The following is a 13,164-nucleotide window of genomic DNA, read 5'->3' as shown; positions in this document are numbered from 1 at the left end:
AGGGAACGGCATTTGCGGGTAACATGGATTATAAGGAAACATCGGCTGATATTGACCTCCTTGATGTGTATTTGTATAAAGAGATGATTCGCTTTCCGGCGATTCAGGGCTTTCTTGATTTGAAGACGGCTTCACCTGCGGAAGGATATTAACTGGTTTAGGCGGGAGCTGGGGCTGCGGCTTAGATTCTGAAATTGGCAATGGTTTTTGCTGTGGTTTAGTTTCTGCAGGCTTTACTGGTTTTTCCTTTGCTTTAACCTCTTTTGCTGGCAACGGTTTCTGCTGCTGCGGTTTAACCTCTTTTGCAGGCAGCGGCTTTTGCTGCTGCGGTTTAACTTCTTTTGCAGGCAGCGGCTTTTGCTGCGGCGCCGGCTGCTGGATATTCATCATGTAATAATTATTTATATCAATTTCCGGCATAATAGGTGTTGGCATTTTGGGCTTATAAGGTTTTTTTGGAACTTCCTTAGGCGCCTCTGCTTTTGGTGCAGTCTTAGGCACTTCTTTCGGAATTTCAACCTTCGGTGCCGTTACTTTTGGCATTTCCTTTTTTGGTGCTTCAGCTTTCGGCATGGTAATAGGCTTCTCTTTGGTAATAGGCTGTTCTGATTTTGGCATTTCCTTTTTGGCACCCAAATTTATTTTTGCTTCCGGTTTTCCTCCAATAGGAGCTTCTTTTTTAATAGAGCCTCCACTTGCAGGAACTTTTATTTTCATACCGGGCATAATCATATCAGGGTTGCTGAGCTGTGTATTCATCTTTTTCAGCTCTTCAAAATTCACGCCGTACTTTTTGGCAATCTTCCAAAGAGTATCCCCTTTCTGTACGATATGGATTTTCACTCTGAATTCCCTCCTATGCTTAAGGTGATGCTTCCATCTGTGATGGCTGTCCTTAGGTCCACATGATGTGGGTCACACAGAATTTGCCGCAGGCGCGGCTTTCTCAGTCTGTGCCCTAATCAGCATTTACGGGCATTTCATCCATTTATGTGAAAGGTGCAGATTAGTGCCCGTTAATCTCGATGAGTCCATATAGTGTATGAAGGATTGGGCAAATTGCTAACAATCTACACAAAAAGATATGCTTTTTTTCCGGGAATTATGATTCATCGTTTCATGCAGGTACCCGTCAAAGGCAATGAGCAGTAAGGCAATAAAAAAATCCTCCTGCAGTGGAGAATTTTTTTTATTTTGGCATAGCTGCCGTCAGTATTCAATTTTAGTGGCCTGCAGACTTTGCGCCACATTTATGGACGTTCAAGCATCCTGTCAAGTGCCAGTTTAGCATACGCCGCCGTTGGCTCTTCAACCTGAATCAGATTTTGGCTTTCACCCTCTCCGATTGCTTCAAGAGACCAAACCAGGTGAGGCAAATCGATTCTGTTCATGGTCAGGCAAGGACACATATGCGGGTTAAGTGAGATAATTTTTTTATCCTGATGCTGAGCGATAATCCTTTTAACTAAATTCATCTCTGTACCGATTGCCCAGGAAGATCCAGGCTCTGATTGTTCAATAGCATTAATTATAAAATTGGTTGATCCTGCCATATCGGAAAGCTCCACCACTTCTCTCCTGCATTCGGGATGGACAATGATTTTCATATCGGGATATTGTTCTCGGACTTCTTGGACATTTTCAATAGTAAAGTTTTCATGAACAGAACAATGGCCTCTCCAAAGAATCACTTTTATGTCCTCGAGCTCCCCTTCATATTCCAGCTGATCTGTAATGGGGTTCCATACAGCCATTTCCTCAAGAGCTATTCCCAGGTTATAAGCCGTATTTCTTCCAAGATGCTGATCAGGCAGAAAAAGAATTCTCGGCTTCTGTTCAAACGCCCAGCTCACCATTTTTTCAGCATTCGAAGAAGTAACTGTCGCTCCCCCATAACGGCCAACAAAAGCCTTTATGGCCGCAGTAGAGTTTACATATGTTAGAGGAAGCATAGTATCGCCAAACATACTCTGCAGCTTCTTCCAGGCTCTTTCTGTTTGGCTGATATCAGCCATATCAGCCATGGAACAGCCTGCACGCATATCAGGCAAAATTACCTTTTGACGTGGAGATGTTAATATATCCGCCGTTTCAGCCATAAAGTGGACTCCACAAAATACAATATATTCTGCCTCTGTATTCTCCTGTGAAAGCTGGGCAAGCTTGAGTGAATCACCTGTAGCATCCGCAAATTGTATGACCTCATCCTTCTGATAATGATGACCCGGAATGAACAGCTTATTCCCAAATCTATTTTTTATCTCTCTTACCCGATCCTCCAGTTCCTTTACAGTCATCAACCGATATTTTTCCGGGAGAATATTTGCTTGTTTTTCTGCTGTCTGAAAAATATTCATTTGCTCCAAACCCCTTTTTCAACAATTTATTCCACAATAACCTTCACGCTTATATCAAGCGATTTTACAGAATGGGTAAGAAAGCCGAGGGAAATGAAATCAACCCCTGTATCGCTGTAAGCTTGAAGGTTATCCAAGGTAATTCCTCCGGATGCTTCAGTCACTATTCCATTCGGCACGCTACTGATCCACTCTTTTATCTCTTCCGGACTCCTGTTGTCAAACATGATTACATCTGCACCTGCTTCAACTGCTTCCAGGACTTGTTCTTTTGTTTCCGTTTCGACTTCGACTTTTACCATATGCCCAATTTTTGAACGCACTTCTTCCACAGCTTTCGCAATTGAGCCGGCAAAAGAAATATGGTTGTCTTTAATCATGACTGCATCATAGAGGCCATATCGATGATTAAATCCCCCTCCGGATCTGACTGCATATTTTTCAAGCATTCTCAGGCCTGGAGTAGTTTTTCTTGTATCACAGATTTTTGTATGTGAACTGTCCAGAACCCGGACAGCCTCACTTGTTTTTGTTGCTATTCCGCTCATTCTTTGGAGCAGATTCAAAATAACTCTTTCTCCTTTTAATAAATCCGATACTGGCCCTCGGGCTTCAGCAAGGATTTGACCTTTCTCAATCCATTCTCCATCCTTTACTTTTATATTGACTTCAGCCGCCGGGTTCAGCACCTTAAATCCTGACCTGACTATTTCTTCACCGCAAAAAATCCCATTGTCTTTTGCCAGAAAAATGACTTTTCCTGTCTGGCCATCTCCAAAAATAAGTTCACTAGTCAGGTCGCGGTCACCAATGTCCTCAAGAAAATATTGTTCAAGTTGCAACCGCAGCTTTAATTTGTTCATTTTCACCATTCCTTTCAGCTTTTCGGCAGTGTATAATCCTTTTTCCAAGCCATTCAGGGCTTTCTAAAGGATAATCCTGCCGAAAATGACCACCCCGGCTCTCTGTTCGCCTTAATGCAGAATCTGTGATCAGATAGGCTGCAATCAGCATAAAAGCCCGTGTTATTTCCTCTATTGATAAATGTTCAAGATCTGCTTTTATCCATTCTTCAATTTTGCAGCCTTCAAGCCAGGCCATCTGAGCGAAGAGCCCTTCCTTTGTTTTGATAATCCCGGCATTTTTCATCATGTTCATTTTAACTTCTTCAATTGAAGGTAGATTTTCTTTATATGGCCACCTTAATTCCGGGTTATGAATTTGCTGTTTTTCAACAGGATCACTATAAGGCTGTTCATTAAGCCATACCGCAAGCCGCTTGCCGCAGTACAGCCCTTCCAGCAGGGAATTGCTTGCAAGCCGGTTAGCGCCATGTATGCCTGTGCAGGCAGCTTCACCAATCGCATACAGACCAGGAATGCTGGTGCGGCCCAATAAATCAGTTTTTATTCCCCCCATTAAAAAATGGCTTCCGGGAGAAACCGGAATTTTCCCAGAACCTAAATCTACGCCGTTTTCTTCACATATTTTTGTTATAGTCGGAAATCGGGATTTAAAGTTTTCGATTGAAGAGATATCCAGGAACACGGTTTTCCCTTCCTCCAGCGAATGATAAATGGCCTGTGACACTATATGTCTAGGAGCTAAATCCCCCTGTGGGTGAACACCTTCCATTACAAGGCTCCCGTCTTCTGTAATAAGACGGCCGCCCTCTCCCCTTACAGCTTCAGAGATCAGCCCCAGTGCTTTGCCGCTTTTATAGAGAAGTGTGGGGTGAAACTGTATGAACTCCATATCAGTTATCTTTGCCCCGGCCCTGTATGCTAAGGCAATCCCATCTCCAGTTACGGTGTCGGCATTGGAGGTATATTCATACAGCTGGCCGCAGCCCCCCGTAGCGAGCACAACATGAGAGGAAAAGAATCGATGAATGACACCAGCAGAATCTTTTCCTTTTAGCCCTATACACCTGCCATCTTTTTCATTTATGAGCAATTGGAAAACAAGGATATCTTCTAAGATTCGAACGTTGGGATTTTGCTTCAACAGCATAAAATCAATGACCGTTTTTCCTGTGCTGTCTCCGCCTCCATGGACAATTCTATTTTCTGAATGAGCCCCTTCCCTTCCTAACGCAATGGATCCTTCAGAATCCATATCAAACAGGCATCCCTCCTGATTCAGCTCTTTTATAAGGGATGGCGCCTCACTGGTCAGGGACAGCACTGCATCAGAATCATTATGAAACCTTCCTGCTTCGAGTGTATCCATGTAGTGCTTTGATGGGTGATCATTTTTTCCCAGGGCAGCTGCAATGCCGCCCTGTGCCATATATGAGTTTCCATTTTTCACAGTCGACTTTGTGAGAATAATCACATTTAAGTCCTGGCGCAGCTTCTTTGCCAACTGCAGAGCGGCTACCCCGCTTCCAATAATTAAAACGTCGGTATTCATGTTTTTTACCTCCTGTTTTTACAGGTGTCTTGACACCTATATTTACACAGATTTAGAATTATGACAAGTGGTTTTCATAGTTTAAGAGGAACTTCTGACTTTTTGAACGATTTTTATTAAGAAGAGAAAGCAGGTGGGGAACATTAAATATTTCGATTACGCAGCGTCATGTCCGCTCGACCGGGAAGCGGCAGATGCCTATATAAAAGCCTCAACTGAATACTTTGGCAATTCCCGCAGCCTTCATGATACCGGAAGCGCAGCAGAAGGGCTCCTTGAAAATTGCAGGAGGGAATTGGCTGGAATTTTAGGCGTTAAGAGTGAAGGAATCTATTTTACCAGCGGAGGTACGGAAAGCAATTTTCTTGCAATAGCTGCGTTGCTGTCTGCTTCTGAAAAATCAGGTAAACATATCATAACGGGAATCGCTGAACATTCATCCATTCATAGCGTTTTAGAGAAATTGCGTCTTGAGAAAGGCTATGAAATCACAAAAATCCCTTTTGGCTCAGATGGCCGTATAGACCTGAAAAAATTAAGTTCCGCCGTCAGGGATGATACCGTCTTAGTTACCATACAGCATGGCAATTCTGAAATCGGCACATTGCAGCCTCTCCTTGAGATCAGCGGGATTTGCAGGGATAGGCAAATATTGCTGCATAGTGATTGTGTCCATACGTTTGGCAAATCAGATTTAAAAGAAGTCGCCCGCTTTGCAGATAGCCTGTCCTTTTCTGCACATAAATTTTACGGGCCAAAAGGGGTCGGAGGGGTTTACTTAAAACCAGGTATGCGGTGGAGCTCCTTCATACCCGGAGTTTCACATGAAAAGGGATTCAGGCCTGGCACCGTAAATCTTCCGGGGGTTGTTGGTATGACAGTGGCTGCACAGAAAGCTTATGTAAATATAAGCAAGCATAACAGCCATTTCCAAATGCTGCGGGAAGTTCTGCTGAAGGAAATTGAACCTGCACAGGAGAAATTCGTAATATACGATTTTACAGGCTCTTACCAGCTTCCATCTACTTTGGGACTTCGGCTAAAAGGGGTGGAAGGTCAATACATCATGCTCGAATGCAATAGACTTGGATTTGCCATATCTACAGGAAGTGCATGCAGTACTGGCCTGCAAACTGTCTCAAAAACGATGGAGGCACTGGGAGTTACAGATAAAAAAGGCAAAGAATTTATCAGGATCTCTTTCGGATGGAATACATCGCTTGAGGATGCAAAGGCATTGGGGGAAAAACTTGCTATCATGGCCAGGGAACTCGTACCGCTCTAATTTTTTCTTCTGCCGTTCCTTATGTTAGAATGAGACATTATCGGATTATAAGGGTGAGAAAATATGAATGAACAAAAAAAGGTGCTCGGAGAAGAGCGGAGGACCTTTCTGCTTCAGTTGCTGAAAGAAAGCGGACAGCCCATTACAGGTGGCGACCTTGCAGCAAAAACAAATGTAAGCAGACAGGTAATTGTTGGGGATATCACCCTTCTAAAAGCAAGAAAAGAGCCAATCATTGCCACAAGTCAGGGGTATATGTATCTTCATCAGGCCTCTCCCGCATCAGCAGCGGAGCGGGTCATTGCCTGTCATCATGACCCCGAGAGGACTGAAGAGGAATTGAATCTGCTTGTCGATCATGGAGTTACTGTAAAAGATGTAAGAATTGAACATCCCGTCTATGGTGACTTAACTGCATCGGTTATGGTATCTACCCGCCAGGAAGTCAAGCAATTTATGGATAAAATCACTTTCACAAAGGCTTCTTTCTTATCAGAATTAACAGACGGCATCCACCTCCATACTCTATCCGCAGCCTCCGAACGGAAACTCGATGAAGCTGAGAAAATATTAAAAGAAGCGGGATTTCTTATTAACCTGGAATAGCTTTAAATACAAAAAGGACCCGGAAATGTATTTGCCGGATCCTTTTTGTTTATTCCTGCAGAACTCTGCTGTTCTTATTCCGAAGCTGAAAATACGGATAGCTGCCCAAAACCTTAACACTGCAGCCCAATGCCTCCAGTTCAGCAGCTGCTCCAGGGATCAGGACGTCATCCAGTTTCATATCCACGTCAATGATAAAGAAATAATTTCCCAATCCCGTTTTCATCGGTCTTGATTCAATCTTAGTCAAGTTGAGCTTCCTCCAGGCAAATGCCGAAAGTACCTGATGAAGAGCCCCTGACCTGTCAGCCGGCAGCGTCACCATAACAGTCGTCTTGTGCCCTGCAAATTCCTTGCGGTCTTCGCTGATTGACAGTTCTTTATTGGCTAAAACAATGAACTTTGTATGGTTATAATCAAAATCATGGATATCTTCTCTGACGATCGCCAATCCATATACTTCTGCAGCTAATTCATTAGCTATGGCGCCTGCCCGCATGTCTGGATTTTCTTTTACAAATTGAGCTGCGGCTGCTGTGGAAGTAGTACTCTCACAAGGGATACCTTTCAGCTCTTTATGCAGAAATTTATGGCATTGAGCAATAGCATGGGAATGACTATAAACCACATCGGTTTTATCCCACTCCTTAACATGAACTGGATGAACCATAAAATGCTGGCGAATCGGAGCTGTCAGTTCGCCGATAATCGGAAATTCCACTTCATGGATTAAATAGTCCAGTGTAATGTTCACTGAGCCTTCCAATGCGTTCTCAAGAGGAACTACCGCCAGCTCTATTTCATTCTCATTTAAAGCATCAAAACAGGCAGGTATCGTTGGGTAGGCAACGGCTGTCTCATTAGGGAACAAGCTCCTGGCTGCAATATCTGTAAAAGTGGCTTTAGGTCCTAAAAATCCTAACTTCACGGTAATTACCTCCTTCTTTATTCAGACTTATTTTAAATCACTGAAAATTCCCCTTATACTTTATTACTTTAACATATGTATGTGGTTTTCAAAATAAAAAATGAAAAAAGGGCAGGGTACAGAGCACATTTTCTCATGCACCCGTTCCCAGCACCTCTACTTTTTCTACAAACTCCAATTTTCTAAGCCTTGCCAATAGTTCCTCAATCTCGATGCCCATTTCAGTTACATTCAGGGAAAGCGTGACATTTGCCCTTCCCTGAAGGGGAATGGTCTGGTGAATTGTTAAGACATTGCACCCCGATGAAGCCACAACGCCCAATAAATGTGATAAAGTCCCTGACCTGTCTTCCAGGTGAAAGAATAAAGTGATCAGCCGTTCTTTGACAACCGTATGGAAAGGAAACACAGTGTCTCTATATTTATAAAAAGCACTTCTGCTCAAATCAACTTTCTGGACAGCATCCCAAACCGATTCGGCCTTTCCCCTTTCGATCATTTCCTTCGCATCCAATGTTTTCTTCATGGCTTCAGGCAAAACATCTTCGCGAACCAAATAAAATTTCTTATCGAATCTATCTTTTCTCATTTCTCCACCCCGTCAATCGAGAAGGTTAGTCAATAAACTCGAATTCATAATCAAGCAGCTTAACGATATCACCGTCTTTTGCTCCTTTTTCACGAAGAGCATCATCCACACCCATGCCGCGCAGCTGTCTGGCAAACCTGCGGACAGATTCATCTCTTGAGAAGTCTGTCATCTTAAAGAGTTTCTCAATAGCATCGCCTGATACCACGAATACTCCTGCAGGGTCTCTCGTGATGACAAATTCAGTCTGCTCAGCTTCATGCTTGTAAAGAACGCGGTGGACACCTGTATCTTCCTCTTCTTCATGTGACAGCGGGAATTCAGGGGTTTCTTCAACCTTATCTGCAACGGTAAACAATAAATCCCTTAATCCTTGTCTCGTTATTGCGGATATCGGGAAAATCGGATAATCTTCATCAAGCTGTTCCTTGAATTTTTTTAGATTTTCCTCTGCATCAGGCATATCCATTTTATTAGCCACAATAATTTGCGGCCTTTCGGTGAGACGCAGATTATATTCTTTTAATTCTTTATTGATCGTTAGATAGTCTTCAAAAGGATCTCTGCCCTCAACAGCAGCCATATCGATAACATGAACAATAACCCTTGTTCTTTCAATATGCCGCAAAAACTGATGGCCAAGTCCTACTCCCGAATGGGCGCCTTCAATTAATCCAGGCAAGTCTGCCATAACAAAGCTTCGTCCATCTTCAGTCTCAACCATTCCCAGATTGGGAGCAATTGTCGTAAAGTGGTATTCCGCAATCTTCGGTCTTGCTGATGATACAACTGACAGCAAAGTCGATTTTCCCACACTCGGGAAACCAACTAAACCAACATCAGCTAAAAGCTTGAGCTCAAGCACAACATCTCTTTCCTGGCCCGGTTCGCCGTGTTCGGACAATTCAGGAGCAGGATTAGCAGGAGTTGCAAATCGGGTGTTTCCTCTGCCTCCACGGCCCCCTTTTGCTATAACGGCTCTTTGCCCGTGCTCAGTCAGATCTGCAATTACTTCCCCTGACTCGGCATCTGTTACGACTGTTCCCGGTGGTACTTTAACAATCATGTCCTTTGAATTTCTTCCATGCTGGTTCTTGGACATGCCATGCTCACCGCGGGGAGCTTTAAAATGGCGCTGATAACGGAAATCCATTAACGTGCGCAATCCTTCATTCACTTCAAAAATAACATTGGCACCCTTGCCGCCATCTCCGCCGGCCGGGCCTCCGTTCGGCACATATTTTTCTCGGCGGAAAGCAACCATTCCGTTGCCACCGTCCCCGCCTTTAACATAAACTTTGACTTGATCGACAAACATATATAAATTCCTCCCGTCTGCAGTATGTCCCGATTGTCTGGCATTCAGCCAGATTACCGGCACTGACCGGATCCGCTTCTTACACTTAAGAAGTGCCCAGCCTGCAGAGTTTCACACTTAGTATTGCTATTTTTGGCGGAAATCACTCTCTTCCATTCGCAATGAATGGCACAAATAATTCCAGTGCAAGCTCCTCTTCAGCTAATTCCTGAACAGCAGCCGTTATGTCAGTGTTCTTCTTTTTAAAGAACTTCTCCAATTGATCCATATCTGTTAGTATTCCGCTAAAATCAAAAAAGAAACGAGCCCCTTCTTTTTCATGCCTGATGGATACAGATAAATGATTATCATGGTAAGGCTTTACTGATGAGTCCAAAATGGCCAAAAAAGAGCCTGTCCACCCAGAAAGGACAGAGTCATCCAACCGTCCGGCAATGGGATCATCGAGCACCTCATATTCAAGCTGAAGATAGTGGTTCTCCCAATTATAAGTTAATAAAAGCGCAGCAAAACCAGGAAGATTCAAATTCGAAAGTCTTGCCTCCTGCTGTGCTTCCACCACAATTTCATCTATGATTTCCTTAGCCCTGTCTATCTTATTAAGAGAAAGGTTACCTTTAATTAATTGTATTTTATTCAGCCAGTCATGCCGGGCATGACGCAGCACTTCAATCATATTCCAGTCTTTTTCCATATATGCACTCCTGTATGGTTATTAGGCTGTCAGAAGACTGTGCTTGCTGTAAGTATATCAAAAAACATAGGTACAGTAAGCAAATTTATGATAAATAAGAAAATATTGCTTATGTGATGAAGAACTGCAGTCTTCAGCTGCTATAAATTCATCAGATACTATTTGAAGTGCACCAGCGGTTTTTTTGCCAAAAAAAGAAAACCCTAACCTTGTGGGGCTAGGGTTTTCTCGAAAAGGCTTACGCCTCTTGAGCTGCAGGATATACGCTCACTTGCTTACGGTCACGTCCAAGACGCTCGAATTTAACAACACCGTCAACTTTCGCGAATAGTGTGTCATCGCCGCCTTTACCCACGTTTACACCTGGGTAGATCTTAGTACCGCGCTGACGGTACAGGATTGAGCCGCCAGTAACGAATTGTCCGTCCGCACGCTTAGCGCCAAGACGCTTAGAGATTGAATCACGGCCGTTCTTTGTAGAACCTACTCCCTTTTTAGAAGCGAACAACTGAAGATCTAATTTTAATAGCATTTATTCCACCTCCTGCTTTTTGAAGGTAATTTGTATATACTTTCCGTAGTCTTCTGCAATCGTCTGCAATGAAACAACCATGCCTTCAAGCAGAAGCTGCACTTTCTCATTCATGTCATCCTGAAGATCAGGAAGAACACAGCGGAGAAAACCTTCTCCATGGCTGATCTCTGGTGTCACGCCGGTTAGGGCATGGACAGCATTAATGGCCCCGATGGAAACGGCAGATACGCCTGCACAGACAATATCCTTGCCTCTGTTTGCAAAGAATGCATGACCGCTTATTTCAAACGAATGAATATTTCCGGAATCTTTACGAATAATCATTACTTCAATCATCTTAAATCGCCTGATTAAGCGTTGATTTTTTCAATCACAACTTTAGTGTAAGGCTGACGATGACCTTGCTTCTTACGATAGTTTTTCTTCGCTTTGTATTTGAATACAGTGATTTTCTTTTGACGGCCTTGTTTTTCAACTTTAGCTGTAACAGTAGCACCTTCAACTACAGGGCTTCCTACTTTTACGCTGTCTCCGCCAACGAAAAGAACCTTTCCAAAAGTAACTGTTTCGCCTGCTTCAGCGTTAAGCTTTTCGATGTAGATAGCTTGACCTTCTTCTACACGTAATTGCTTTCCGCCAGTTTCGATAATCGCGTACATGAACTGCACCTCCTCTTAGACTAAGACTCGCCATCCCAGGCGCCGACACGAAATGCGGGCTTATGTACCTGTTCTGTGCGGTTGTAGCACGGGTGCGCTACAAACATAACATGAAAATACTATCATATAATGATTAATCATGTCAATAAGAATTATATGATTCTCTTTGTTTGCACCTGAAAGTAACTCTTTTGCGTGCCTTTACAATTATAATGCTTATGGGGCAATTAGGGAAGTGGGAAATACTGCACTAAGAAAAGCGAAAGCGCCTTGGTCAGCCTGCTTTGAACTATCCGAGCTCATTAGCACTGCCAAACTTTCGGATTTCATAAAACGGCTTGCTATTTTCCTTAATGGAAAAAATAATTTTCAAGCCAATGCTGTCTTCGATTCTCTTTTTATGGTCATCATTTTCCCCTGAGAATACCGCTGCTGTGTCTGTAGTGGTTTCGATCAGGACAGCTTCATGGTCATTGCCCCGATGTTCCCACAGTTCTCTTTCCAGCCTGAAGGCAATGGTCTCAGCACTCAGCACTCTTCCGGTTCCCTCGCATACTTGGCACCTTTCAGTAAGTGATTCAGAAATGGCCGGTCTTGTTTTTTTGCGGGTCATCTGAAGGATCCCAAGAGGGGAGAATCCAACAAGATTCGTGCGTCTTTCATCTTTTTTCAGCGCGTTTTCCATTTTGGCAAGAATATGTTTCCTGTCGGATGCTTCTTTCATATCAATAAAATCGATTAGGATCATGCCGCCAATATCCCGGAGCCTGATCTGTCTTGCAGCTTCTTCGGCCGCCATTTCATTGGTTTTTAGCACAGTGTCCCTGCGGTCCTGTTTACCGGCGAACTTCCCGGTATTGACATCGATGACCGTTAAAGCTTCTGCTTCATCAAAAATAAGATATGCGCCATTTTCAAGCCAGACAATTCGTTTCAGCGCTTTATCAATTTCAGCTTCAGCATTAAAAGCAGCGAGGATATTTTCCTTGCCCGTGTACAGCTGAATTGGCAGGCCTGTGTTTTTCACGAGCACATTCTTCAGTGATAAATCGTCCACGGCGATTTCACCGTCAGCCAATTTCTTCGCCTCTTCGATTATTTCCTTAATAAAAGAATCCGCTTCATACACTTTTCCCGGCTTCTTTTTCATTTCCGCTTCCCTTAAAAGGTCCCTGTACTCAACCCTGAGCTTTTCCAGTTCATCCATAAGCTCATTCTCTTTCCTGCTGACGCAGGATGTTCTGAAAATCAGACCTTCATTCTCTTCTTTAGCGCGATATCCAAATTGACGCCAGCTTTCTCTTGCTTTACTATCCTCAATTTTCTTGGAAACAGCAACATATCGGCCGTTTGGCATATAGATCAGTGATTCTCCTGGAAATTCAATTAAACCAGACAATCTTGGTCCTTTCGTGCCCGCAGCATCCTTTTCAACTTGAACAAGTATTCTCTCTCCCTGATGGACAAAAGAAGAGATGCTCCGCTTTTCCTTTACATACAAATCCTCGGCAGAACATACATAAGATGCCAGTTTGTCCCTGTGAAGGAATCCGCTTTGATCTTCACCTATCTCTACAAATGCTGCATTCAACCCAGGCATTACTTTTGCAACGGTGCCTAAGTATATATCCCCAACTGATGAACGATGCTTCGGCTGGTCAATAATTAGCTTTTCGACCCTATTATCTTTTAAAAGCACAAACCGTCGCTCTCTTGATGCATAATTTACAACTAACTTATTCAAAACGATTTCCTCACTTTAAAACATTATTTATTCA

The 13,164-nt window shown here is 43.3% G+C and carries 14 protein-coding genes and 1 other annotated feature; of the genes, 2 read left to right on the top strand and 12 right to left on the bottom strand.

Annotated features, from left to right (window positions below; all coding sequences use genetic code 11):
• From safA to nadB, 4 genes are all read right to left on the bottom strand, one after another.
• Nucleotides 1-843: SafA/ExsA family spore coat assembly protein (safA, locus tag CHI10_RS15270; RefSeq protein WP_142301779.1), on the bottom strand; the 843-nt coding region annotated here is incomplete at its 3' end.
• A gap of 407 nt (nucleotides 844-1,250) precedes the next feature.
• Nucleotides 1,251-2,357: a quinolinate synthase NadA gene (gene nadA / locus CHI10_RS15265; protein WP_095245092.1), complete on the bottom strand. Its 1,107-nt coding sequence runs from the start codon at nucleotides 2,355-2,357 to the stop codon at nucleotides 1,251-1,253.
• Nucleotides 2,358-2,383: 26 nt separating this feature from the next.
• Nucleotides 2,384-3,220, bottom strand: coding sequence for a carboxylating nicotinate-nucleotide diphosphorylase (gene nadC / locus CHI10_RS15260; protein WP_095245091.1), 837 nt, complete (start codon nucleotides 3,218-3,220; stop codon nucleotides 2,384-2,386).
• Nucleotides 3,189-4,772: an L-aspartate oxidase gene (gene nadB, locus CHI10_RS15255; protein WP_095245090.1), complete on the bottom strand. Its 1,584-nt coding sequence runs from the start codon at nucleotides 4,770-4,772 to the stop codon at nucleotides 3,189-3,191. The genes nadC and nadB overlap by 32 nt, the downstream gene beginning before the upstream one ends.
• A 133-nt stretch (nucleotides 4,773-4,905) precedes the next feature.
• On the opposite strand from nadB, the gene CHI10_RS15250 reads away from it, so the two are divergent.
• Nucleotides 4,906-6,057, top strand: a complete 1,152-nt coding sequence (locus CHI10_RS15250; protein ID WP_286137378.1) for an IscS subfamily cysteine desulfurase — start codon at nucleotides 4,906-4,908, stop codon at nucleotides 6,055-6,057.
• A 63-nt stretch (nucleotides 6,058-6,120) separates the two neighbouring features.
• Entirely contained in the window at nucleotides 6,121-6,663 is a 543-nt protein-coding gene (locus CHI10_RS15245) for a transcription repressor NadR (protein WP_095245089.1), read from the top strand.
• A gap of 49 nt (nucleotides 6,664-6,712) precedes the next feature.
• On the opposite strand, the gene pheA is transcribed toward CHI10_RS15245, so the two are convergent.
• The 8 genes from pheA to CHI10_RS15205 all read right to left on the bottom strand — a co-directional run bounded on the left by pheA (nucleotide 6,713) and on the right by CHI10_RS15205 (nucleotide 13,130).
• Nucleotides 6,713-7,591: a prephenate dehydratase gene (gene pheA / locus CHI10_RS15240; RefSeq protein ID WP_095245088.1), complete on the bottom strand. Its 879-nt coding sequence runs from the start codon at nucleotides 7,589-7,591 to the stop codon at nucleotides 6,713-6,715.
• Nucleotides 7,592-7,724: 133 nt separating this feature from the next.
• Entirely contained in the window at nucleotides 7,725-8,180 is a 456-nt protein-coding gene (locus tag CHI10_RS15235) for an ACT domain-containing protein (protein WP_053434259.1), read from the bottom strand.
• A gap of 25 nt (nucleotides 8,181-8,205) precedes the next feature.
• Entirely contained in the window at nucleotides 8,206-9,498 is a 1,293-nt protein-coding gene (gene obgE / locus CHI10_RS15230) for a GTPase ObgE (protein ID WP_095245087.1), read from the bottom strand.
• 142 nt (nucleotides 9,499-9,640) lie between these two features.
• Nucleotides 9,641-10,192: a sporulation initiation phosphotransferase B gene (locus CHI10_RS15225; RefSeq protein WP_095245086.1), complete on the bottom strand. Its 552-nt coding sequence runs from the start codon at nucleotides 10,190-10,192 to the stop codon at nucleotides 9,641-9,643.
• Nucleotides 10,193-10,430: 238 nt separating this feature from the next.
• Nucleotides 10,431-10,724: a 50S ribosomal protein L27 gene (rpmA, locus tag CHI10_RS15220; protein ID WP_009333115.1), complete on the bottom strand. Its 294-nt coding sequence runs from the start codon at nucleotides 10,722-10,724 to the stop codon at nucleotides 10,431-10,433.
• A complete protein-coding gene (locus CHI10_RS15215; protein WP_095245085.1) occupies nucleotides 10,725-11,063 on the bottom strand; it encodes a ribosomal-processing cysteine protease Prp in 339 nt (112 codons plus the stop codon).
• Between the two features lie 14 nt (nucleotides 11,064-11,077).
• Complete coding sequence (rplU, locus tag CHI10_RS15210; RefSeq protein WP_095245084.1) at nucleotides 11,078-11,386, bottom strand: 50S ribosomal protein L21; 309 nt, start codon at nucleotides 11,384-11,386, stop codon at nucleotides 11,078-11,080.
• Between the two features lie 13 nt (nucleotides 11,387-11,399).
• Nucleotides 11,400-11,479, bottom strand: a sequence feature (ribosomal protein L21 leader region).
• 196 nt (nucleotides 11,480-11,675) lie between these two features.
• The gene (locus tag CHI10_RS15205; protein WP_095245083.1) at nucleotides 11,676-13,130 is read right to left on the bottom strand and encodes an Rne/Rng family ribonuclease; all 1,455 of its coding nucleotides are present in this window, start codon (nucleotides 13,128-13,130) and stop codon (nucleotides 11,676-11,678) included.
• Nucleotides 13,131-13,164 lie beyond the last annotated feature (34 nt).

The organism is Bacillus sp. 7894-2, from assembly GCF_002272225.1.
Classification (GTDB): domain Bacteria; phylum Bacillota; class Bacilli; order Bacillales; family Cytobacillaceae; genus Cytobacillus.
Note: the sequence above shows the minus strand (reverse complement) of the source record. Positions and strands in the feature narration are given on the sequence as shown.